This window comes from Bradyrhizobium sp. USDA 4516, assembly GCF_054055915.1.
Genome location: NZ_JBSRXT010000001.1, coordinates 2,029,722 through 2,053,369 on the forward strand (window position 1 = coordinate 2,029,722; position 23,648 = coordinate 2,053,369).

The 23,648-nt window shown below is 60.9% G+C and carries 16 protein-coding genes; 8 read left to right on the forward strand and 8 right to left on the reverse strand.

The window, feature by feature from the left end; genetic code table 11:
- The first annotated feature begins 83 nt into the window (after window positions 1-83).
- Window positions 84-464 carry a response regulator transcription factor gene (locus ACVI1L_RS09505; protein ID WP_076825070.1) on the forward strand — a complete coding sequence of 127 codons (381 nt, stop codon included), beginning with the start codon at window positions 84-86 and terminating at the stop codon, window positions 462-464.
- Here the strand turns inward: ACVI1L_RS09505 and ACVI1L_RS09510 are convergent.
- From ACVI1L_RS09510 to ACVI1L_RS09520, 3 genes are all read right to left on the reverse strand, one after another.
- Window positions 429-6,347, reverse strand: coding sequence for an AAA family ATPase (locus ACVI1L_RS09510; RefSeq protein ID WP_456785532.1), 5,919 nt, complete (start codon window positions 6,345-6,347; stop codon window positions 429-431). The two genes, ACVI1L_RS09505 and ACVI1L_RS09510, sit on opposite strands and share 36 nt — an antisense overlap.
- A gap of 179 nt (window positions 6,348-6,526) precedes the next feature.
- On the reverse strand, window positions 6,527-9,700 hold the full coding sequence (locus ACVI1L_RS09515) for an efflux RND transporter permease subunit (protein WP_057016324.1): 3,174 nt from the start codon (window positions 9,698-9,700) through the stop codon (window positions 6,527-6,529).
- Entirely contained in the window at window positions 9,697-10,953 is a 1,257-nt protein-coding gene (locus ACVI1L_RS09520; protein WP_456782768.1) for an efflux RND transporter periplasmic adaptor subunit, read from the reverse strand. Before ACVI1L_RS09520 ends, ACVI1L_RS09515 begins: the two co-directional genes overlap by 4 nt.
- Window positions 10,954-11,936: 983 nt before the next feature.
- On the opposite strand from ACVI1L_RS09520, the gene ACVI1L_RS09525 reads away from it, so the two are divergent.
- The 4 genes from ACVI1L_RS09525 to ACVI1L_RS09540 all read left to right on the forward strand — a co-directional run bounded on the left by ACVI1L_RS09525 (window position 11,937) and on the right by ACVI1L_RS09540 (window position 15,021).
- Entirely contained in the window at window positions 11,937-12,428 is a 492-nt protein-coding gene (locus ACVI1L_RS09525; RefSeq protein WP_076825083.1) for an OsmC family protein, read from the forward strand.
- A gap of 378 nt (window positions 12,429-12,806) precedes the next feature.
- Window positions 12,807-13,724: an NADP-dependent oxidoreductase gene (locus tag ACVI1L_RS09530; RefSeq protein ID WP_076825084.1), complete on the forward strand. Its 918-nt coding sequence runs from the start codon at window positions 12,807-12,809 to the stop codon at window positions 13,722-13,724.
- An 81-nt stretch (window positions 13,725-13,805) separates the two neighbouring features.
- Window positions 13,806-14,441 (forward strand): nitroreductase family protein, encoded by a 636-nt coding sequence (locus ACVI1L_RS09535; RefSeq protein WP_057016328.1) that lies wholly within the window; start codon window positions 13,806-13,808, stop codon window positions 14,439-14,441.
- 34 nt (window positions 14,442-14,475) lie between these two features.
- Window positions 14,476-15,021: a carboxymuconolactone decarboxylase family protein gene (locus ACVI1L_RS09540; RefSeq protein WP_057016329.1), complete on the forward strand. Its 546-nt coding sequence runs from the start codon at window positions 14,476-14,478 to the stop codon at window positions 15,019-15,021.
- Between the two features lie 228 nt (window positions 15,022-15,249).
- On the opposite strand, the gene ACVI1L_RS09545 is transcribed toward ACVI1L_RS09540, so the two are convergent.
- From ACVI1L_RS09545 to ACVI1L_RS09560, 4 genes are all read right to left on the reverse strand, one after another.
- Complete coding sequence (locus ACVI1L_RS09545; protein WP_371852094.1) at window positions 15,250-15,591, reverse strand: L-histidine N(alpha)-methyltransferase; 342 nt, start codon at window positions 15,589-15,591, stop codon at window positions 15,250-15,252.
- Between the two features lie 257 nt (window positions 15,592-15,848).
- Complete coding sequence (locus tag ACVI1L_RS09550; RefSeq protein ID WP_076825086.1) at window positions 15,849-16,262, reverse strand: cupin domain-containing protein; 414 nt, start codon at window positions 16,260-16,262, stop codon at window positions 15,849-15,851.
- A 91-nt stretch (window positions 16,263-16,353) separates the two neighbouring features.
- Window positions 16,354-17,790, reverse strand: coding sequence for an MFS transporter (locus ACVI1L_RS09555; RefSeq protein ID WP_076825087.1), 1,437 nt, complete (start codon window positions 17,788-17,790; stop codon window positions 16,354-16,356).
- A 283-nt stretch (window positions 17,791-18,073) separates the two neighbouring features.
- On the reverse strand, window positions 18,074-18,991 hold the full coding sequence (locus tag ACVI1L_RS09560; RefSeq protein WP_076825088.1) for an NADP-dependent oxidoreductase: 918 nt from the start codon (window positions 18,989-18,991) through the stop codon (window positions 18,074-18,076).
- Between the two features lie 436 nt (window positions 18,992-19,427).
- On the opposite strand from ACVI1L_RS09560, the gene ACVI1L_RS09565 reads away from it, so the two are divergent.
- From ACVI1L_RS09565 to ACVI1L_RS09575, 3 genes are all read left to right on the forward strand, one after another.
- Window positions 19,428-19,904, forward strand: coding sequence for a redoxin domain-containing protein (locus tag ACVI1L_RS09565; RefSeq protein ID WP_076825096.1), 477 nt, complete (start codon window positions 19,428-19,430; stop codon window positions 19,902-19,904).
- Window positions 19,905-20,035: 131 nt separating this feature from the next.
- The gene (locus ACVI1L_RS09570) at window positions 20,036-21,400 is read left to right on the forward strand and encodes an MFS transporter (RefSeq protein ID WP_456782769.1); all 1,365 of its coding nucleotides are present in this window, start codon (window positions 20,036-20,038) and stop codon (window positions 21,398-21,400) included.
- 1 nt (window position 21,401) lies between these two features.
- Window positions 21,402-22,103 (forward strand): alpha/beta fold hydrolase, encoded by a 702-nt coding sequence (locus ACVI1L_RS09575; protein ID WP_456782770.1) that lies wholly within the window; start codon window positions 21,402-21,404, stop codon window positions 22,101-22,103.
- Window positions 22,104-22,298: 195 nt separating this feature from the next.
- On the opposite strand, the gene ACVI1L_RS09580 is transcribed toward ACVI1L_RS09575, so the two are convergent.
- On the reverse strand, window positions 22,299-23,624 hold the full coding sequence (locus ACVI1L_RS09580) for an MFS transporter (protein ID WP_076825102.1): 1,326 nt from the start codon (window positions 23,622-23,624) through the stop codon (window positions 22,299-22,301).
- Window positions 23,625-23,648: the final 24 nt, after the last annotated feature.

The following is a 23,648-nucleotide window of genomic DNA, read 5'->3' on the forward strand; positions in this document are numbered from 1 at the left end:
TTATTGAGGAAAGTCGATGACATTAAGCCGCATGCTGCGCGAGGTCTTGCCGTGCCGCTCTGCGGAGGCGCTTGGAACCTGCAATGGTGAACCGAACACTGATATCAATCGTCGACGACGACCAGCCATATCGTGAGTCAATGCGAAAGCTCATAATGTTGCTAGGCTACACCGTCGAGGCATTTCCGTCGGCGGCCGATTTTTTGGCATCGGGTGTCTTGCCCGAAACCACTTGCCTGGTCACCGACGTTAATATGTCCGGAATGACCGGTGTCGAGTTGCACCGGCGCTTGGTAGACGCGGGTTACGCGATCCCGACGATCCTTATTACTGCTTACCCCGATAAGGTCGCCAAGGATCAAGCGCTAAAGGATGGAGTTGTTTGCTACCTCAGCAAGCCGTTGGACGACGAAGATCTCGCCCGGTGCCTACGTTCGGCTCTGCAGCCTGGTTTCGCCAGCTGAAGACCATTCATGAGCCGTGTTCGTGGGCAACGTGAATTGAAAGACGGCGCCGCGAGGTTCGTTTGCTTCCGCCCACAACTTGCCCTCGTGGGCGTGAATGATGGAGCGGCATATCGCCAGGCCCACCCCTGTTCCACTGGACTTCGTGGTGTAAAAGGCGTCGAAGACTCGATCGAGATGCTGCGCATCAATTCCGGGCCCCGAATCACGCACGGTAACGAGGGCGCCTGTCTGATCCTGCTCGGTGCTAATCAACAGATGTCGTGGCCCTTCATCAACCGAACTCATTGCTTCGACCGCGTTCAAAATCAAGTTCAGCAAGACCTGTTGCAGCTGAACGCAATCCCCCATAACCGGAAGAAGTTCATCCGCGAGCCGCGTATCGACTGAAACGCCGTTCCTGTGAACCACGCTTTGCGCCAGTACAATTACTTCGTCGATAGCCGCATTGAGATCAAACCGCTCCTTTCGCAGAGGCGCCTTCTTGATGTGATCACGCATCCGTCCGATGATATCCTTCGCTCGATCCGCGTCCCTGACAACGCAAGCGAGCGCTTCCTTGATCTCATCCAGATTTGGCGGTTTCATCTCCAAAAAGCGCATCCCCGCACGGGCGTTGTTACGAGCGGTAGCGATCGGATGCAGAATTTCGTGAGACAACGAGGCCGCCAATTCTCCCATTACGCTCACGCGATTCATATGAGCGAAATCCAGCTCGAGCTGGCGCAGCTTTTCGCGTTCGTCCTGCGCACGCCTTCGTTCCGTCACATCGACGCTTGTGGCGATAGCCTCAACCGGTGCGCCCTGGGGGGAAAACACAAAATGGCTGGTTCCTTCGATCAATTTCACTATTCCATTAGGCAAGAGGAGTCTGAATTCGGCCTTCAAACCTCTTCTCTGGTGCACGGCCTCCTGAACCGCTCCTGACACTCTGTCGCGGTCCTCTGGGTGGATGCGTCGCCACACATCGTCATGGCTTGGAAGGCCCTGCAGTGGATCAAACCCCCAGATCCTGTAACACTCGTCCGACCAATAAAGGAAACGCTTTGTTGTTGCGTCGTAGATCCAGTTGCCGGTGCGGCTCAGTCTCTGCGCTTGGCTGAGCGCTTCCTCTATGCGCTTGCGCTCGGTCAAATCAAGTACGAATGCGAGGCCCTCGTCGCCACCTTCTTTAACTAGAGCGGCGCCAACGAGCACAGGAACGCGAGTGCCGTCTTTCCTAACATACTCCTTCTCGTAGGGCGGAACTATCCCGGTTGAGTTCAGTTTCGCCAGAGTCAATGTGTCGCGCTCACGCCATTCGGGCGCGGACAGCTCGGTCCAGCGTACGCGGCCCGAGACCAACTCCTCACGGCTATATCCTAAGATGTGCAGAAACGCGTCGTTGGCTTCAATAATCCTACCTTCGCGGTCGGCAATGATGATCCCAATGATGTTCGCATCGACCAAACGCCGGATCTTGCGTTCGCGGTCTTCAATGTCGCGATAAAGCCGTGAATTATCGAGCGAGATCGCCGCCTGCGACGCAAGCACTTTCAACAAAGCGACGCGATCCGATGTAAAGACCCCGGGCGCCAGATTATTCTCCAAGTAGAGAATGCCCGTAAGGTTTCCTTGATTGATCAATGGAAAACAGAGAATAGAACGAAGATGGCCTTCAACCAGGTACGGATCGGACGAAAATGGATTAAGGGACGATGCGTCGTCGAGAATCACGTTTTCTTGGGTGTGCAGGACATGGTGGAGCATCGTCTTCGGCAGCTCGGTCGTGGCCACCTCCTCGTCGCGCAGATGCACGATCACCAAATCGCCGTCGGTCGTCGCCTCGGCGGCAATTCGCTGCACGTCCCCTCGTAAAACAATCAACAAGCCCCGTTCGGCGCCGGCCTGCTCGAGCGCTGTCCGCATAAGCGTTTCGAGCAGTTTCTCCAGAACAATCTCGCTCGATATCGCTTGTGACGCCTTGATCACCGTCGCGAGGTCGAGTTGTTCGGCAGACGCTGCGATCGTTTTTGTCGGAGCAGGTGTGGGCCCTTCCATCCTGACGCGCGGATACATCGCGTAGAGATGGCGCACTTTGCCGTTCGCGCCCCAGCGCAGGTAACAGTCCCGGGCGTTTCGCAGATAAAGGTGCGTGATTTGATCGAACCCGCTGCTGGCGTAGAAGCGTGCAGCCAACTCGTTGGCAAGCGCCTCGTTGTGGACAAAGCCACTCGCCTGCGCCGAACGTATCGCTTGTTCGTAGAGGTTCATTGCAGCGAATGCGCGGCCATCAATTCGGGCAATCTCCGCATCAACCAACGCCGCGCGGTCCGCGAAGTTTTCCGGACATGCCGCGGCCCAGCTGGCGAGCTGACGGTGATGAGGAGCCAGTGCCTCCAAGATTGACACCCGCTGGTCTGCAGGCGTCAAGTCGTAGAACGCCGCGTATGACAAGGCGCTGTAGAAGTGATAGTCGGCGGCCTCCATGACAGTGAGAGAGAGGCTCAAAAGGGGTCGCGCCCTCGATGCGGCATCAATCGCTGCCGGGTAATCACCAGCCATAAAGCGAGCCTGCAACTTGCAAATCCAGTACAAGCATTGGCCGGCCGTCCCTTTCGAGGCGCCCACGAAATCGCGTTCGAATCGTTGCTCATCAAACTGATCGTGATCCAAGGAGCCGAATCTTATCGTCTTGCCGCGCAACATCCGCACTAATGCGACCGCTACACTGATGAATTCGACGTCCGTGCCAAGCTGTACTTGCCGAAACCTTGCCCTCTCAGCTTCTCGTTCGATGTCGACGAGCGCGTCGCCGACTGTAAGAAGATTGAGCACCCTTAGATGGGAGCAGATGCGCGCATACACGAAGTCGCCGGTTTTCCGGGCCGCATCGAATGCGCGATCCATAAGTTCGCAGCACGCCCGGATATGCTTCCTCCACGGCATGACCATATTTCCGCAATTCAGATAGACGCCCGCTTGGAAACGCCACAGTGCTCGCTCCTCCACGAGTTCATAGGCGAGCCGCCCGACGCGATATGCGCCCTCATAGTCACTGAACCGTAGCCCGACGATCATTCCAAGCCGGGCATAGGCGACCGCAGACGCGTCGCTGTTGCCACTATCCAAGGTAAGGCGGAGCATTTGGCAGACCACGAGCGTGTAGAGATTGAAGTCGGTGTATTGCGCCGGCGAAGAGAGCCGGTTCAAAACATCCAGCACGACGAGAGACGCCGAGTCGGTCATGATGGGAAGCGCCTTCAGCTCCTCGCTCGTGCGCCGGTTGAGTTCCGACCAGACACGCTGGTACGCTTGGTGCGCTTCCTCATCCGTCGGATGCGGCGACCAATTGATTCCTAGATAACTTAGGTAATCAAGACCGACCACGACCGCGCGGCCGGGTCGATTAAGCCTGATGTAAACGTCGACACCGAGGCGCGCCACCATCGCTCGATCGCCCGCACTCGTGACGCGAGCAGACAATGCTGCAAAGTGGCTTTCCGCGTCCGAAAGCGCGCCCGTCAGTAGCTCGCATTCGGCGCGACGAAAATCGAGTGCGAAGATAAGCTCCCTACGGCGTTCCCAGCAATCCTCTGCCAATAGACTTCGACCTGCAATAAAGTAACTGAGCGCCGAGACGTAAGCCGTTGATGCGTTCGCGCGCCGGCCTGCCGCCAGGTTCAATTCCGCGGCCTGCTCGCGCTCTTCGATCGATTTGATCAAATGAAGAGCTCGGTTGAGCTGGTTAACGATTTCAAAGATCGCTTCGTCCCGCTTCTCCGGAGGAGTCCTCGCCGCGAGCAGCCTTCCTATTCGAAGATGCGTCTCGCCACGTAGCTGATCCGGGATCAGTGCATAGGCGGCCTCTTGAACGCGATCGTGGGCGAATCGGTAGCCACCTTCCGCTTGCTCGACCATCTCCTGAAGACGAGCCGGCCACATAACCGTATCGAGCTGCGCCTCCGACATCCCGAGAACAAGCGAAAGTGCTGTGCTCTCGACAATGCTTCCAAGACAAGCCAAATGCTGCAACGCATCTTGAGTCGCGACGGGAAGCCGGCTGAGCTTTCCCACCATAAGATCAACGACATTGTCGGTGTAGCCCTTGGCGTGAATGCGGTCGATATCCCAGGACCAACGCGCGCCATCACGATCGAATGCAAGTAGACCTTCTTCGGCGAGCGAGGACAGGAACTGAATGGCGAAAAACGGATTGCCGTCCGTCTTGACATGCAACAGTTTCGCAAGCGGAGCGGCGCGCTCTGGCTGACAGCGAAGGGCGTCGGCGACCAGTTGACCGAGATGCTCTTGGTCGAGCCGCGAAAGCTCGATCTCAACTACTTTTCCGTTGGCGGCCTTGATGGCGTGGAGCTTTTTCATGAGAGGATGGGCGGCAGCGACCTCGTTGTCGCGATAGGCGCCGATCAGCATCAGATGCTGGATATCTGACCGCAAAAGATCTTCCAGCAGATCAAGCGTCGCCGCGTCGAGCCACTGCAGGTCGTCGAGGAAGAGCACAAGTGGCTGGTTCGTGCGGGCAAACACGCTTATGAAGCGACGGAATACCAGTTGAAATCGGCTTTGCGCCTGCTGTGGCGGCAACTCAGGGACCGGCGGCTGATCCCCGATGATTAGCTTGAGCTCGGGTATGAGGTCGATTAAGAGCCGCCCGTTCGATCCCAGCGCCTCTAAGAGCGCGCGACGCCAGCTCGCCAACTCCATGTCGCTTTTGCTGAGAAGGGGCCGGATGAGGCTTTGGAACGCCTGAACCAGTGTCGCGCAAGGGATATCGCGCTTATACTGGTCGAACTTACCAGACGCGAACAAGCCGCGCGACTGCACGAGCACTCTATGCAGTTCGTCGATGACGGAAGATTTTCCGATGCCGGAGTATCCCGAAACCAGGACCAATTCTGGAACACCAGTTTTCGTGATGCGATCGAAGCAGGAAAGCAACATCGCGATCTCACGATCTCGCCCGTACAGCTTGCCGGGATTCAGGAGCTGGCTCGACAAGTCCTGCAGGCCGAGCGGAAAATCATCGATGCGGCGGCGGGCTTCCCATTCTGCCAGGCAGCGTCGCAGATCGCGCTCGACACCGACCGCGGTCTGATAGCGATCCTCAGGTGTCTTGGCGAGCAATTTCATAATGATCGCCGAGACCGGAGCCGGAGCACTCACAAGCCGTTCCCCTGGCGGCATCGGTCGCCTTGCTATATGGCAGTGCACCCATTCCATTGGATCGGTCGCCGTGAACGGCAGCGCGCCCGTGAGCATCTGGTAAAGCGTGACTCCGAGGGAGTAGAGGTCGCTGCGGGCGTCGATCGAGCGATTCATCCGCCCGGTCTGTTCTGGTGCCATGTATGCGAGCGTACCGGCCAAGGTCTCGGGCGGCTCGGGTGCCTTCCGCTCGCGAGACAAGCGCGATGCGATGCCAAATCCGGTGAGCCGCACGTGTCCATCCACGCAGTTCACCACAATGTTGGCTGGCTTAATGTCTTTATGGATGAGCCCGTGCTGATGAAGCTTGCCCAGAGCCGAAGTAACCGCGATACCCAGAGTCAAGCACGACCCTATCTCCATAGGCCCATCGAGCAAATGGTCGAGCGGCTGACCGCCCCGATCATCCAGCACCAACACGGTCCGGCCGGCGTCGCGCATGAGGGCTAGCGGCCGCGCCGCCCATGCCCCATCGAGTTCATCCTTCAGCTCATATTCGTGCGTAAGGCGATCGAGCGCCGGCCGAGACGGGTGGTCGGCAGCAACGGCGACGAGCATCACCGCGATCTGGTTGCCATCGTCGTCCAGTCGCCAGCCGCGGCTGAACACTCGTTCGCCGTCCTCCCAAATCAGCTGAGAGTCACTGTCAGAGCACACGACGTTGAGCGGCTGCTGCACCACCTGCGAGACTCCGGCGTCGAGCTTCACACACGAGACCTCTCCGGCCCGGAGAGAACGTACCCCGCCGGTCGAGAAATGTCAGTCATCCCTTGGTCGCGCGGACGCGGAACCTTCTCCTTCAGCAGCAATTTAGCAATTTTGAGCCACTTGCCGACTTTATTCGTGGGGGCAGCAGCGGCTCATTCGGCCGCCGCTGTCGTCCGGGCGGCCGGCCTGCCCTCATTCTTTCCTTCGGCGAGGTTGCGCACCACCATGTAGAAGATCGGCGTGAACAACAGACCGAACAGGGTGACGCCGAGCATCCCGAAGAATACTGCAACGCCGACCGCCTGGCGCATCTCCGAGCCTGAGCCGGTCGACACCACCAGCGGCAGCACGCCGAAGATGAAGGCGAATGACGTCATCAGGATCGGCCGCAGTCGCAGGCGGCAGGCCTCAATCACAGCCTCCAGCCGAGGCCGGCCCTCGAGCTCGATGTCCCGGGCAAACTCGACGATCAGGATGGCATTCTTGGCCGCCAGCCCCACCAGCACCACGAAGCCGATCTGGGTCAGGATGTTGACGTCCTGGCCCATGATGCGCACGCCGATGGTGGCCGCGAACAGACACATCGGCACGATCAGGATCACCGCGAACGGCAACGTCCAGCTGCCATATTGCGCGGCCAGCACCAGATAGACGAACAGCACGCAGATTGGGAACACGTAGAGGCCGGCATTGCCGCCTGTCGCTTGCTGATACGACAGATCGGTCCACTCGAATGAAAACCCGCTTGGCAACGTCTTGTCGGCCAGCAGCTTGATGGTGTTGAGGGCGGTCGCAGAACTCACACCCGGAGCCGGCTCGCCCTGGAGTTCAGACGCGGTGTAGAGATTGTAGCGCGCGACACGATCAGGTCCCGAAACATCCTTGAAGTCTACCACGCTGCCGAGCATCACCATGTCGCCATTGGCGTTACGGGTTCGCAGCCGCGCAAGATCAGTGGTCTCCTTGCGGAACGGAAGGTCCGCTTGCGCGGTCACATGATAGGTACGCCCAAACAGGTTGAAGTCGTTGACATAGGTCGAGCCGAAATAGGTCTCGATCGTGTCTGTGATGCTGCCAATGGGGACGCCGAGCTTTTGCGCCTTAACGCGATCGATATCGACAAACAGCTGCGGCGTGTTGGCTGTATAGGGCGAGAACACAGAGGTCAGGTTCGGCGACTTCCGTGCGGCGGCGACGAGTTCGTCGGTCGCGGCCGCGAGCAATTCGGGACCGCGTCCCTGTCGATCCTGGATACGGATGGCGAAGCCGCCACCGGTGCCGATGCCGGGCACAGCAGGCGGCGGAATGACGATAATAAAGGCGCCCTGGATCACCGACAGCCGTTTGCGCAGGTCAGCCGTGATCGCGCTGGCCGACAATCCCTTCTTTTGTCGTGCCTCCGGCTCGTCGAACACCGGGAACAACGCCGCGGCGTTTCCGGCTTGCGTGCGTGTTGCGCCAGAGAAGCCGCTGAACGCTCCAACACGGACGATACCTGGGGTATCCAGTGCAATCCGCTCGATTTCGCGGACCACCTCAGCGGTGCGCGCGAGCGACGCAGCGCCCGGCAACTGCACCGAGATGATGAGGTAACCGCGATCCTGCGCGGGGATAAAGCCCTGAGCGGTGGTGGCCAGCAGCCAGCCGGCGCTCCCGATCAACGCGATATAGAGCAACAACATCGGCGCCGAATGCCGTATCACAAGGGATGCCGTCGCCGCATAGCCACTCGATAGCCGGTCGAACACACGGTTGAAGACTCCTGTGAAGACCGACCAGCCGCGCGCGATCACGTTCCAGCGCGCCGGCGGTCGCTTCTCCTCGTGCGGGACCAGGATCTGCGAGGCCAGCGCGGGTGACAGAGTCAAGGAGCAGAAGCAGGAGATCGCGGTTGCGACTGCGATTGTCACAGCAAACTGCTGAAAGAACTGCCCGGAAATGCCACCAAGGAATGCTGTTGGCACGAACACTGCGCACAGCACGAGCGCGATCGAGACAAGCGCACCGCCAACCTCCTCCATGGTCTTGAGCGCAGCCTCGCGTCGGCTCATACCTTTCTGAAGATGTCGCTCGACATTCTCGACTACCACGATCGCGTCGTCGACTACGATGCCGACCGCCAGCACCAGACCGAACAGCGTCAGATTGTTGACCGAGAACCCGAGCACTGCCATCACTGCGAAGGTTCCAACCAGCGATACCGGAATCGCTATGATCGGAATGATCGCAGGTCGCCATCCCTGCAAAAACACCAACACAACAATGACGACGAGCGCCATTGCCTCGTAGACCGTCTTGATCAGCTCGTGGACCGATTGGGTGATGAATTCGGTGGGGTTGTACCCAATATTGTAGTCGAGGCCCTTGGGAAAGCTCTCCTTCAGTTTCGCCATGGTAGTCGAGATTGCCTTGGCCGTCGCGAGCGCGTTCGATCCGGGCCGTTGCGTCACTACCATCGCGACCGCCGACTTTCGCAGGATGCGGCTACTCGTGGCGTAGGAAAGTGCACCGAGTTCGACCCGGGTGACGTCGCGCAACCGCACGGTCCGCCCGTCGGAGCCAGCCTTCACCACGATGTCCTCGAATTGCCTGATATCTTTGAGGCGGCCGGTGAAGACGAGGTTCGGCTGGAATGCGCGATCGGCGATCGGCGGCTCCGCCATTTGACCGCCGGTGATCTGCAGGTTCTGGGCTCTGACTGCGGCGACGACATCACTTGACGTCATGCCGAGATTGGCGATCTTGTCAGGGTCGAGCCACAGCCGCATCGAGTAGTCGCGCGCGCCGAACATCTGGATGTCGCCAACTCCGTCGAGCCGCAGGAGCTGGTCGCGCACCTGCAGCAGCGCGTAGTTGGAGATGTAGAGCTGGTCGAACGTGTCGTCGGGCGATAGCACGAACACAGCCATAAGGATGTCAGGTGAGTTCTTCTGCGTGACGACGCCGTTGCGCTGCACCTCTTCCGGCAGTTGCGGCTGCGCGATCGCGACGCGATTCTGTACCAGCACCTGAGCTTTGTCGAGGTCGATGCCGAGCTTGAAAGTGACGGTAATGGTCAATTGACCGTTCGAGGTCGCCTGGCTGTACATGTACAGCATGTCCTCGACGCCGTTGATCTGCTGCTCGATCGGCGCCGCAACGGTGTCGGACACGGTCTGCGCCGAGGCGCCCGGATATTGCGTGGTTACCGTGACAGTCGGCGGCACCGCCTGCGGATACTCCGAGACCGGCAGCGTCTGGTAGGCGATGGTGCCGACGATCAGGAGAACGATCGACAGCACCATCGCGAGGATAGGCTGGTTGATGGAAAGCCTGCCGAGATTCATGGCTTGGCACCTGCCGCGGGCTTGTCGCCTGCCGCCGGCGTGGCTGCTGCCGGAGCTTTGTCACCCGCCGGGGCTTTGTCACCCGCCGGGGCCTGCGCCATTTTCGGCGTCACCTTGGCGCCGACGCGGGCACGCTGCAGCCCGTCGACGATCACGTGGTCTTCCGGCTTGAGGCCTTCACGGATCACGCGCAGGCCCTCATCCAGCGGCCCGAGCGTGACCGCGCGGGCTTCCACCGTGTTGTCGTCCTTGACCACGAACACGATCTTGCGCGACTGGTCGGTGGCGACAGCGGTGTCCGGGATCAGCAGCGCCTCATAGGGCGAGGAGCCGATCAGGCGGACGCGGCCGAACTGGCCGGGCAGGATCGACAGATCCTTGTTCGGAATCACCGCGCGGCTGCGCAGCGTCGCGGTCGAGACATCGAGGCGGTTGTCGAGGAAGTCCATCTTGCCTTCATGCGAGGGCTTGGTCTCGCCGGTCAGCGCCACCTGCACCGGGTTCGCCGTGTCGCGCGAACTCGGCCGCCTTCCTTCGAACCACAGCTTGCTGTTGCGCTGGTAGGTTGCCTCGTCGACGTCGAAATAGACGTAGATCGGATCGAGCGACACGATCGAGGTCAGCAGCGTCGCGCCGCCCTCGCTGCCCTGCACCAGGTTGCCCGGAGTGACCAGATGCCGGCTGACGCGACCGGTGATCGGCGCCAGCACGTGGGTGAATTCGACGTTGAGCTGGGCCGCCTTCAGTCCACCATCGGCTTGTGTCTCGGCTGCAAGAGCAGCCTGCAAGGCCTGACGGCGCTGGTCGACGACCTGCTCGGAGACCGCGCTGGTCTGCACCAGTGTCAGCCCACGGTCGAGTTCGCGCTTGGCAAGCTCGCCCTTGGCGCGCGCATCGGCGAGCTGGCCTTCGGCCTGCAACACCACCGCCTCGAACGGCCGCGGGTCGATGATGTAGAGCAGATCGCCGGCGTGGACGATCGCGCCATCCTTGAACTCGACGCTGTCGACGAAGCCGCCGACGCGGGCGCGAACCTGAACCTCCTCGACCGCCTCGAAACGGCCGGTAAATTCGTCCCAGTCGGTGACCGTACGCTTGACCGGTTGCGCAACCGTCACCGGCGGCGGAGGCGCGGCAGCCTGCGATTGAGCCTTCTCGTTGCAACCAGCGAGCGCTAGCGTCAACAGCAGGCCGATAGGTGTGTAGCCGAATCGAGGAAGGCTACGAAACGAACCGCGATTGAGCCAGAGCACTGGAGCCCGATGCTCCGTTCTATCAATCGTACTCACTTCCGTCCCTCCAAAGACCTAGGGTGTTGCAATCGAAGTACTCAACTTGCGCTGTCACCAGCGGCATCTCTCTCGATACCGGCACGACCATTGGCACCGTTATTTCCAACGACGATCGTGGATTACTTGATTTCAATGACGCGCCGACAGATCGCCGAACCTCGCCGAGACCCAAAATCGAACTCCAATCGCATCGTCATCAGACTGGAGTCGAACGCTTGCCAGAAGTTCTTCGCCCACCGCGCCACCGCCAACGGCGTGCGCGCCGCCATCTTCCGCTGCCGCAAAGGGTCCCGCCGGGTCGTAATGTCAGCCTGACCATGGTGCGACGATTTCGATCGTGTCGTTGCTCTGCATGTCGACCCTCTGCCGTTTTGATCATTCGTCGCGTTTTGCGCGTCGATCTCGGAACTGCAGGTTTAGATTCGACGATGCCTTGGAGAATGACCGCGCAATGCCGGCGGAGGAAATCACCTCTCGCCATCGAGTCGATAAACGGTCGTTATGGCCGATCGCTGCGCGAGCGTGACGCAAGAAGTACCGCAAGCCGGATGGCACTCAAAGCCACCGCACCCTTATCCTGCAGAGACGGACGTCACGCGCACGGTCATGCGGATCATGCAGAACGTCGATCGGCAGCAGATGGCGAAGGCGCGTTCACCCGGCGCAAAGGTCAGATTGGCTATTGTTACCTGAATGGACGCACGATCATGCCCGCCGAGCTGTTCACGGATTTGCTCACTGGAGACTCGACGTGCACTTCACGCCGAGCATTCCTGGCGGCTATGGATACGATACCTTTACCCGAACGGTCGTTGGATCTACCTGCTGAAAGCGCCGGTTGGACGCAGGCACCAAGGTCTCGAATGCTTTGGGATCTATTTTGTGCTGCCGCAAGCATTCGTCGAAGCCGGCGGATCAGTCATTCAAACGATCAGGCCACAATCATGACCAAGATTCGCGAAGTCGTCGTCGCAAGTGACCTCACCAACCATGGTGCGCTGGTGTGCCAGGTCGGCGACTCCCGGTTTCTCGTCGGCGGCCCAGACGGCGTCGGTCACGTCTCTTCTGGTCCCAATCCGTACGACCTTCTTAGCGCATCTCTCGCGGCGTGCACCGCTATGAGCGTTCGTTTTCAAGCTCGGCGCCAGAAGCTGCCACTGGAGCGGGTGGAGGTGAGCGTCAGCTTCCACCATGGTGCGCAAGGCAAGAAGGACTCGTTCCAGCGCACCCTGGTGCTGGATGGCGAACTCGACGCGCAACAACGCGCTTTCTTGCTGGAAGCCGCGAACCTCTGTCCCGTAGGTAAAGTTCTCGGCGCCAGTGCGGACATTAGTACGCGCCTGGGCGTTACTGCGTCCGGCCGCAACGAAAGCCCTCGGGCCAGTTACGAAAATGATCTGACTGAACTCTCGATCCCGAATATTACTCCGGATTGACTGTCTCTCACGCCACCGATCTCCGGCTCAATGAACAAGCCAACCCATCGCGTCGAAACAGGCCCTGTCGTCGGCGGAAGCGCCCGACCTCCCCGCGTCGAAGAAGATCTCGCGCAACGTTTGACCCGTCACGACGCTTAATCCCAACCGTATCCCACTATCGCCGGCGCCCCATTCACCGTCGTCCTTTCTTCGGCCAGCACGACCGTATCACCGGGCCGCGGCTTGTTGAGGGCAATTCGGCCGACTCTTGGTCTGAGCCAAGCCACGTCGATGGCATCGATTCCATAGCCACAGGTCATTGGACCATCGAATTTCGCGGTCGTACTTTTTTGCTCGGCTGCAAGGAAAGACATCCCACACACGAGGAGATGAGCGATGAAGGCAATCGTCGTAGCGGATCAAACCGCGGGAGCCGCTGGCATGACGCTCGTTGAGCGGCGCGAGCCGCAGGCTGCCATCAACGACGTCGTCGTTCAGGTACATGCGTCAGGATTTGTTCCGACCGAGCTGGCGTGGCCCTCGACCTGGAGCGATCGCCTCGATCGTGACCGGACACCGTCAATCCCTGGCCACGAGCTGGCCGGGGTAGTGACAGCCCTAGGGTACGGCACGACGGGCTTGTCGGTAGGGCAACGGGTGTTCGGGCTCGCGGACTGGCACCGCGACGGCACACTGGCCGAGTATGTGGCGATCGAGGCGCGCAACCTCGCGCCGCTGCCGGGCGACGTCGACTTCGCCGTGGGCGCGAGCCTGCCGATTTCGGGTCTGACTGCTTGGCAGGGGCTGTTCGAGCACGGACGCCTTCAAGCGGGGCAGAGCGCCGTCGTGCACGGTGCGGCCGGCGCAGTCGGATCGATGGTAACGCAACTCGCGCGAGAGGCCGGCGCCTACGTCATCGGCACCGGGCGCGCGACCGATCGTCAGAGGGCGCTCGACTTCGGCGCGAACGAGTTCGTCGACCTTGAGACCGATGCCCTCGAAGACGTCGGTGGAGTCGATCTCGTGTTCGATGTCATCGGCGGCGACATCGGCAAGCGATCCGCGCGCCTGGTTCGCGCTGGAGGTAGGCTGGTGTCCATCGTCGGGCCGGTCGAGGCACGGCCCGCCGACGTCCTCACGGTCGACTTCGTGGTCGAGGCCGATCGCCCCCAGCTAAGTGAGATTGTTCAGCGGGTGCGGGACGGACGACTGCGGACGAACATCGGCAACATCGTGCCTCTTGACGATGCCGTCGCCGCTTTCAACGCGACCAAGCGGATCAACGGGAAGACGATTATCCGAATTCGTCCGTGAACGCGCACCGTGCCCGCACCACCTCGAGCAACGAGAATGAAAAACCGTTGCCTCAGCCACCCCTCGCACCCAGGACCTGCCATGATTAACGAGACAACCATGACCAACGCCGTCATCGAATGCATCCTCAGCCGCAGCGCCGCCAAGTACTACGATCCTGCCGCTATCTTGAGCGACGATCTGATCCGCGAGCTGGTACGAATCGGCACCACCGCGCCGACATCCTTCCACTTGCAGAACTGGCGCTTCATTGCGGTCCGCTCGCCTGAAGCCAAGGCACGGTTACGTCCGATTGCCTGGGATCAGCCCGCGATCACCGAGGCGGCAGTCACATTCATCGTCTGCGGCCAGTTGGCCGACTCCAGTGTCGTGCCGGAGCGGCTAGCACCCTTGGTGGAAGCCGGCATCATGCCGGCGAAGATGGTGCCGGAATGGGAAATCCCCGCACGCGACCTGTACATGGAATACCCGCAGCGCCAACGCGACGAGGCAGTTCGCACCGGCACGTTCGGCGCGGCGGCGATAATCTATGCGGCCCGCTCGCTAGGGCTGGGCTCGACGCCGATGATCGGTTTCGATGCCGACGCGGTGCACCAAGAGTTCGGACTGGCCGAAAACGAAGTGCCGGTCATGCTGTTGTCCGTAGGGGCGCTGCGTTCGGGGAACTGGGCGCAAAAGCCGCGCCGTCCGGTGGCCGACGTGTTGGATCTCGTTTGACTTTCCGCGCACCCAGCAACTTACGGAGCCTATCATGCCAAGAACTGCCGCTTTAAAGCCGGAACGAGTGCCCGCCGACTCGAAACCGACCCTCGATATGTTCACCAAGAACATCGGGTTTACGCCAAACATGATGTCCACCTTCGCGGCAAGTCCGATCGCGTTCAATTCATGGGCAACCCTGCTCGGGTCGTTAAGCAAGGCGCTGGACGTGAAAACGCGTGACAGCATCGGCCTCGCGGTCTCCGAAGTGAATGGCTGCGACTATTGCCTCACGGTTCACAGCTTCACGGCAGAGCATATGGCCAAGTTGCCGGCGAATGAAATCATTCTCGCCCGGATGGGCCATGCCAGCGACCCCAAGCGGGATGCCGCCATTCAATTTGCGCGCAAAGTCATCGTGGCCCGGGGCAAGGTCAGCGACGCCGATCTGAAGGCCGTCCGAGACGCGGGCTACACGGATGCGAACGTCATGGAGATCGTCGCGCTGGTTGCGATGTACTCTCTGACGAATTTTTTCAATAATGTCTTCGATCCGGAGAAGGACTTTCCCGTTGTTGCGCCGGCTGGCGCGATCTGAGCTCGGTCCAGTCGCAACGGCCACTGCCAAGGGTTTCTTGGAGCTTTGATTGACGCGAGCGTGAGCCCAAAAGCCACTTGTTCATTAACGATACCAGCGAGCACGTGCGGAACTATCTCGAACGTGCTTCGCGTTCCGGCAACGTTTCTTGGTCGAGCTTGCGGCCCAGAATATATGGCCATGAGGCCGGCCTGGAACGACGACTAAACGTGATTGTTCATTCGCGAATCAAGCCGAACAGGCCGAATAGCCCGTCCGCATCCTGCCAATCTTCGGCAACCTTCCATCCGCCGGAGCGGGCAAGCCCCGCGAAACTCTGCTCCGAGGGAAATTGCGCTCGATGGGGCGGACCCAGAGCAACGGGAAGCGTGAAGCGATCCTCTTCGATGTTTCTTCGAGGAAAGCGTCGGCGATGTCGATCGGCACGTAGCCCCGCGGATCACGCGGTCCCGCCAGCACAAACTCCGTTTTAATGCCAGCTCCCGCACCATACTCGATCGCGCCAGGCTGTACAAAATCGGCAATGTCACTCTGCCGCTCTCGCAGGATCGACATTTCGGCTCGGGCCAGGTTCTACTCATCCAGCCTCGTATCTCTTCAAAGAGTGCAGATCCGCGCGCGTCGTATAACTAGCTAGCGGCTCGGTAGTGTCTTCACTTCAGCGGATAATCCGGTCACGACGTCTCGGGCGGATGCTTTTTCAACTGGGTCGATGCTGTTGTTGGCGTGAAGCACATTTCCGCTTTCGGTGACGCGGCGGATGACCGCCGCGCTAAACTCGCGGTCGATATCATCATTGTGGATTCTTGCTTGGCGCAGCGAGCAGGTTATTTGACGGGCGTCGTCAGCTGCTTGTCATCGACGCCGAGGACGAAGACGGCGAGCAGCTTTGCCGGCTCCGTCTTGCTCGCGTTGCGGCTAATCGAATGAGTGGCGCCCGGCGGTTCCGACCAGCCCTCGCCTGCCCGATAGATGCGCGTCTCACCGTCATTCACCTTCGATTCGATCGCTCCTGAGATCACATAGGCGTAGATGAAGGCCGACTTCGCGTGCGTGTGAGATGGAGAGGCCGCGCCCGGCGCGTAATCGACCTCCACGACGACCAGCGACTTGCCAAGGATGTTGGGAATGGCCGCCTCGAATTTCTTTGTGACAGTTTCCGCCTCGCTATCATGGGCGTGGATGGGGCCGCCCATCGAGAAGGTAGCGCAGACGATGGCAATAATGGTTCGGATTTTCATGAGCTTTCTCCTTCTGCCCTTAAGTTGGTCTTCGTATTTCAGCGTTCCCTTTCGGGCCTTGCTGGTTTGCTGATTGCAGAGACCGAACGGATCAGTCTCTCGGGATAAAGTCGACGTGGGGTCCCGGCTCGATAATGAACACTGCGAGTGTTGCGAGAACGCAGGCGACCGCGGCGACAGCCATCGCCATGTGAAATCCCTGGAAAAGCTGAGGACCGCCCTGCTGCAGGACGCCGCCGAGTAGGGCAATGGCAAAGAGCGACCCGGCGCGCGAGACCGCACCGTTGACGCCTGACGCGGTTCCGGCGCGATCGGGCTCAACGGAGGTGAGGACCAGAGTTGTCAACGGCGCGATCGCCAAGCTCATGCCCAGCGCCAGCAACAGGATACTGGGGAAGATATCCGTCCAGTAAGTCGCGTTCGGACCGATACGAAGCGCCGTCGCGCATCCCAAGGCGGCGACGGCGCCGCCGGCGAACAATGGCAAGCGGCGGCCGAACCGACGGCAGAGCATGCCGGCAAGCGGCGAGATCACCGTAATCAACACTTGCAGTGGAATGAAAGCCAAGCCCGCCAGCAGCGTTGGCAGATGCGCACCCCGGATCATCACAAACGGGATCAAGGTTAGCGTGACAGTGAATGCGCCATAGAGGAACGCTGTGAACAGGTTCGCACCGACGACCGACCGCGAGACGAAGAGAGACGGCGGCAGCAGCGCTTTGTCACCCGATCGCCGTTGACTGACGATGAGGCCGGCTAAGCCACCCAGACCGACGATCAGAGTGACGACCACCCCAATGTTCAGCGCGGAATCGTTGGTTAGGCTGGTCAGCCCCGCACCAAGCCCACCGAGCCCGATTGTCGAGAGGATCGCGCCTCCGACGTCGACCCGGGCTTGGCCAGTCGGGGTGTCCTTGGGTATCCACGCGGCGCCGACGGCCAACGCACCGACGACGACGGGCAACAGCATCAGAAAGGTCGTTCGCCAGGACCCGTGATCTAGGATCGCGCCGGCGATCGCAGGCGCGACGCCGCTGGCGACAGCCGCCGCCGCGGACCAAATGCCGACCGCACTGGCTTTCTCGTCGGCAGGAAAGGCCTGCCCGAGCACGGAAAGGCCGTTGGGCAGGATCACAGCTTCGCCAAAGCCTTGCAGGAAGCGGCCGACGACGAGCGGCGTGAAGCTCGGCGCAAGACCAATCGCGGCCACGCCCAGACCGTAAATCGCGATCCCCCCGAGAAAGATCCGCTTCTGTCCGAACCGGTCACCCAGAGCGCCGGCGACCAAGGTCAGCGCCGCGAGCGGCAGGAGCTCAGCATTCATCACCCACTGCAGCTCGAGCGGCGACAGGCGCATGTCTCGGCCGATCGCCGCAAGCGCGACCGTGACGACGGCACTGTTGACGAATACGAGGCAGCCACCCAGACTCGACGCGGCGAGCACCTTGGTGCTGTCCTGTGTGCCGGCGGCCTTAGGCTCGCAGAGTGCCAGGCCACGGTCGGCAAGGGTCAAGGACGTGCTGCTCACGACCTGATCCCTCAGGTGAGGTCGCGCGACTCACGGCGCGCAAACCTACTGGCCAGCAGCCCGAGGCCGAGCCGTCGTGTCCGTTCGCGGATTACTCCTCGCAACATGGAACCAATCCCAGGCAGACCCTCAAAACCGCCGTCACTTCCAACCCGCGCTGCACCCCGGACGCGCGAGGCCACGGTCGAGCCCCGGCGTGCACGTGAAGAAAGCGGTAGATCGCCACGATCCACAAGGTGACGTGAGGGATGGACAGGCCCCCTGTGCCCTTTTTCCCAGATCATTACGGACGAACGCGGATGATCGTCTTTCCGCTCATCCGCTTGGTCGGATTGAATGCAGCGACGGCCTCGTCGAGGGTCGCGATCTTGCCAATGTTCGGCCGCAGTCGTCCGTCCCGCACTCGCTGGACGATCTCACCCAGTTGAGCGCGATCGGACATCAGGACAAAGTCAATCGTCAGGCCGTCGGCGGGCCGCGCCTCGGTCGGTCCGGCGATGGTCACCAGTGTTCCTCCAGGCCGGATCGCTCTAGCGGAACGCGTCCCTATGTCGCCGCCGATGACATCGAACACCAGATCGACTCCGGCGGCGTCTTCGAGGACGTCGTTCTCAAGGTCGATAAACTCGTGCGCGCCGAAATCGAGCGCCTTCTGACGATCGGCGGCACGCCCGGTCCCGATAACGTAGGCGCCGGCCGACCGCGCGAGTTGCGTCGCCATCGATCCGACTGCGCCGGCTGCGCCGTGCACGAGAATACTCTGTCCTGCCTGAAGGCGTCCGTGCACGAACAGTCCCTGCCACGCGGTCAGACCTGGCATCGCCACGCTCGCGCCTACCGTGAAGTCGACGTCGCTCGGCAGAGGCGCGAGGTTGCGCGCCTCGACAGCCACATACTCTGCCAGCGTTCCGCCCCGATACGAATCCGAGAGTCCGAACACGCGCTGCCCCACCGACAGGCCCGTCGTGCCATAACCGAGAGCAGTGACCACTCCGGCCAGCTCCTGCCCGGGGATCGACGGCGTTCGATCGCGGTCAAGGCGATCGGTCCACGTCGAGGGCCACGTCAGTTCACCCGCGGTGAATCCCGACGCACGAACCCGAACTACGACGTCGTTGACCGCTGCGCGTGGTTCGGGCCGCTCTACGAGCCTCATCCCGGCAGTTCCCGCGGCCTGATCCGTCACGACAATTGCCTTCATGTGAACTGTCCCTTTGGGTACTTATCTCTTCTGGATGTGTCCCAGCGGTGAAAACCCGTTCGACATCTCATGCCCGCAGAATTCACCCGGGTGCCCTCCCTGGGCATTCTCAATGACATCGGCAGCTGTGGCAGCCATTTGTTCGCAGCGCGGGACGAAGTTTTCCAATAGCCAGCACGCATCGTTTCGATAGCGGCGGGGAATGCCGCCACGATGATCCTCTCCACCATTCGTAAATCAAGGCAGGTTGGCAGGTCGCGACGGCATCGCTGCACTCAGCAGCGGCGATAGCGATCGTCTATCGATTCTATGGCGAGACGTGATTTCCCTCGCCGGGGTTCGACCGTCACGGTGTGGGACATTTTTCGGTGAGCTGAGAAGAGGGATTGTTTAGTGCCTCGAACACCAGACATGTCCAACGCGGAGTGCAATTGTAATGCTGCAGAATAACGACGTCTTTCCTGCTCTCACCTTTGCTCGCGTCAGCGGCGGCGAAATCCATTTGCCCGCCGATCTGGCCGGTTGGTTCGGTGTGGTCTTGTTTCACCGCGGTTCCTGGTGCCCGTACTGCAACGCCCAGCTTGCTGCTTTCGCGAGAGCGGCCGACAAGTTCGCTGCGGAAGGCATCAAAGTCGTCTCCGTATCGGTAGATGATCGCGAAAAATCGGAGATGCTCGTCGAACAGCACAAGCTCGGCTTCCCCGTCGCTTACGGCGCCAACGCGCGAGCCGTTTCCGCGGTCACCGGCGCCTTCGTCAATGACGATCCTGTCTGTCTCCAGGCAACCGGCTTCATCCTCAATCCAGAAGGCCGGGTGGTGACGGCCGTCTATTCGACCCGCGCGATTGGCCGTCTGATGCCCGATGATGTGCTCGGCTTTGTCCGCCACCTCAAATCTTTGGTAAGGAAATGAACCCCAATGGCGACGTGCGCGGAGGTCGACGTATGGCACAGCCGCTCGTGGAACCGTGCAGCCGCGGCGCTATCGATGCTGAACCCTGCCCCCGAGAACTCGGGCGCGAGGGGTCGCCTCGGTGCCGGCGCATGGTCCTCACGGCCTGTGTGCTCGCGTCTTCGATGGCGTTCATCGATGGAACAGCGCTGCCCGTCGCGTTACCGAGACTACGCGCTGATTTCGCAGCGGACATCGCTGCGGTTCAATGGATTCTCAACGGGTATATGCTGGCGCTCGCCTCGCTGACATTGATCGGCGGCGCACTCGCGGATGTCTATGGCAAGGCGCGCATGCTCGCGCTGGGTTGCGTCCTGTTCGGTCTGGCGTCCGCCGCTTGCGCGTTGGCGCCTTCGCCGGTCTGGTTGATCGCTGCCCGCGTTGCTCAGGGAGCGGCCGCGGCGATCGTTACTCCCGCCAGCCTCGCCCTGATCGGGGCCACCTATCCACGCGCTGAGCGGAACCAAGCGATCGGCGTATGGGCCGCCGCATCGGCTCTCACCACCGCCGCGGGGCCCGTCCTGGGCGGCTGGCTGACCGAGGCCTTTGGCTGGCCATTCGTGTTCTGGATCAACCCGCCACTCGCGATCGTAGCGGTGGGAATTCTGCTGGTCTTCGCGCCAAAAGATAGCCGCATTCCGCGCCAGTTCGATGTGATCGGCGCTGCGATCCTGGCTTCGGCGCTCGGCGCGCTGGCCTGGGCGCTCAGCCAGATCGGCCCCAGTGAAGCTCGGGTCGCCGCCGATGGTTCCGGTGGGACGACCACGGCGCTCGTGGTCGCCACCGGACTCGGCATTGCCGGCCTCGCCGTCTACGCGATTTGGGAGCGCAGAAGCGCAGACCCGATGACGCCGCCCCGTCTGGTGGAGAACCGCGCTTTCCTCGGACTGAACGTCGCGACCGTGATGATCTATGCGGGGATTTCCATCATGTTCTTCGTGCTACCTTTTGACCTGATCGACCGCCGCGCCCTGTCATCGACCGATGCCGGGCTTGCATTCCTGCCGTTCACGCTCGGCGTCGGGCTGTTGTCGAATGTCTTCGGTGGTTTGGCGGACAGGACTGGCGGACGGCCCATGCTCATTGCGGGACCGGTAGGCGCTGCACTGGCCTATGTCTGGATGGCGCTTGCTCAGAATGAAGCCTTGATGCTTGCCGTGATCATACCGATGGCGCTGCTTGGTCTGTCCTTCGCCGTGCTCGTGGCGCCGCTTACCGCGTCCGTCATCTCTAGCGTTGACCAGGCGGACGAAGGGCTCGCCTCCGGCGTCAACAATGCTGCGAGCCGGATTGCGCAACTTGCCGGCGCGGCAATGGCCGCCGGTGTCGCGTCGTTCGAGTCCGGCTACGAAGTCGGTCTTTTCGTAGCCGCCGCGACCTCGGTCTGCGGCGCCTTTGCGGCTGCAGCAATGCCGACGCTCGCTGCGGCGAAGGTGGAGAGTTCGGGAGAAGCTTAGAATGCCAGATTACGTTCTGATCCACGGTGCGTTCCACGGCAGTTGGTGCTGGACCCGCGTGCGCCGCCTGCTGGCCTCAAAAGGCCACCGGGTGTTCACGCCGACGCTGACAGGTCTCGGAGAACGGTCGCATCTCTTGAGCCGTGAGGTCAGCCTCGGCACCCACATCGCGGATGTCACCAACCTCATGACTTGGGAAGAACTGCGCGACATTGTCCTGGTCGGACATTCCTATGGTGGATTTGTCGTGCGTCACGTCGCCGACCAGATGTCGGACCGCATTCGCTCATTGATCTATCTTGATGCCTTTGTTCCAGATAACGGCAAAGCTCTTTTCGATTACGTACCTGACAAGGGCAACAAGTTCCGAGCACTCGCAGCGACGAACGGCGATGGCTGGAAGCTCCCACCACCCCCGGCGTCGTTCTTGGCGGTGAACGCCGCAGACGCCGATTGGGTGGACCGACAGTGCACGATGCAGCCGTTGTCCACTTTTGAAGTGCCAGCGCAGATCAGCGGCGCTTGTGACGAGGTTCCAGACATCGGATACATCCGGGCGCGGGGCTATGACAGTCCATATTTCGACGGTTTTTACGCCCTCGCGCGGGAACGCCGCTGGTGGCGCGAGGAGTTTGCATGTGGGCACGATGTGATGCTCGACATGCCAAACGAACTGACGACCCTGTTGCTGCAACGAGGATAAAGAGAGACACCTATTCGGTCCCATGGTAACCGGCTGACGATGAGACACGCATTTCGCTAGCAGAGCGCGCCGGCGCCGGTGATCCCGGCGCCTAAGGCGTAGGTTCGTACGCGGTGTGTACCGGAGCCCAGACCGGGACGGCGCGCACATTGCCACGCAGCCGTCGACAAAGAGCCGGGGTTTCGCATTTGACCGCTATCTGAACCAGCGAGCGCTGCTGGCAGCGCCCCCCATCAGAGCGAAGACCATTCCGGCCACCAGGCAAAAGACCACGCCGTGATGTCCGCCCAAGCCGAAGATCAGCGAGACCAAGGCGGAACCAAGCGACCATCCGATGTAGCGAGCCGCGGCATTCATCCCACTCGCGGCGCCACTGCGTCCTATGGGTCCGGCCGTCATCATCGCAGTGTTGTTCGGGGTCTGGAAAAGGCCAAAGCCGACACCGCAAAGCGCCAGCCGCCATACGACGTCCCACTTTGCCGGAACTGTCGGCAGGAAGACCATCAGAAACAAACCAGCCGCCAACAACCCCAAACCGATGCTGCTAATCACCGAGGCGTCGTAGCGGATTGTCAAGCGGCCGGCGATTGGAGCCGTAATGGCAGTCATGAGCGGCCAAGGCGTCAAGAGAAAGCCGGTCTCCACGGCCGAAAGATGGAGCTCCGTCTCAAACAGAAACGGCAAAGAGACGTAAGCCAGAATTTGGGCGGCATAGGAGCAGACAGAGGTCCAGACCGATAAAGTAAACGGACGTATACGAAAAAGATCGAATGGCAGCATTGGCAGGGGATGCCAGAGCTGTTGTCGAACGAAGAGGCCGAAGCAGAAAAGACCGGCCAGCATCTCTCCCATCGCAATGCGCCCATCGCCAATACCCAGCGTGCCGACACCGGCAACGAACAACCCGAACGCCAACGCATTGAGAGCAATCCCTATCAGATCAAGAGAGCGAGGAATCCGAACATCTCGTGGTGCAACAGCGATGAACAGTGGTACCGCGAGGCCGAATGGCACAGTCGCCAGAAACAACCAAGGCCATTTTGCCACCGCAAGTATCGTCGCCGCGATGGTCGGCCCCACTGCTCCGGGTACCGCCACCGCTAGCGCGACCAACGCGAAACCCTTGCTGACCATGCTATGCGGATAGATCACGCGTACAAAAGCAACGCCGGCCACAGAAACTGCGGCCGCTCCGACACCCTGGATCAAGCGCGCACTCACCAGCATCGGCAATGTTGGAGCGAAAGCGCAACCCAACGACGCGAGGACAAAAATGGCGAGGCCGGCGGCGTAGACGGACTTAAGACCGAGCGATTCAAGCAGGCTTGCGACGGGCAACAGGCAGACCGTTGCCGAAAGCTGGTAGGCATTCACGACCCAAACGGTCGCCGCTTCACTACTTGCGAAAGAACGCGAGATATCAGGCAACGCGATATTCACGGTCGCGCTTGCAAGGGAACTCAGACCAAGTCCAAGCAAGATGCAGAGCATCGCCCAGCGGCGCTTCGACGCCGTCAGCATTCAACACCACCCATCAGGATGCGA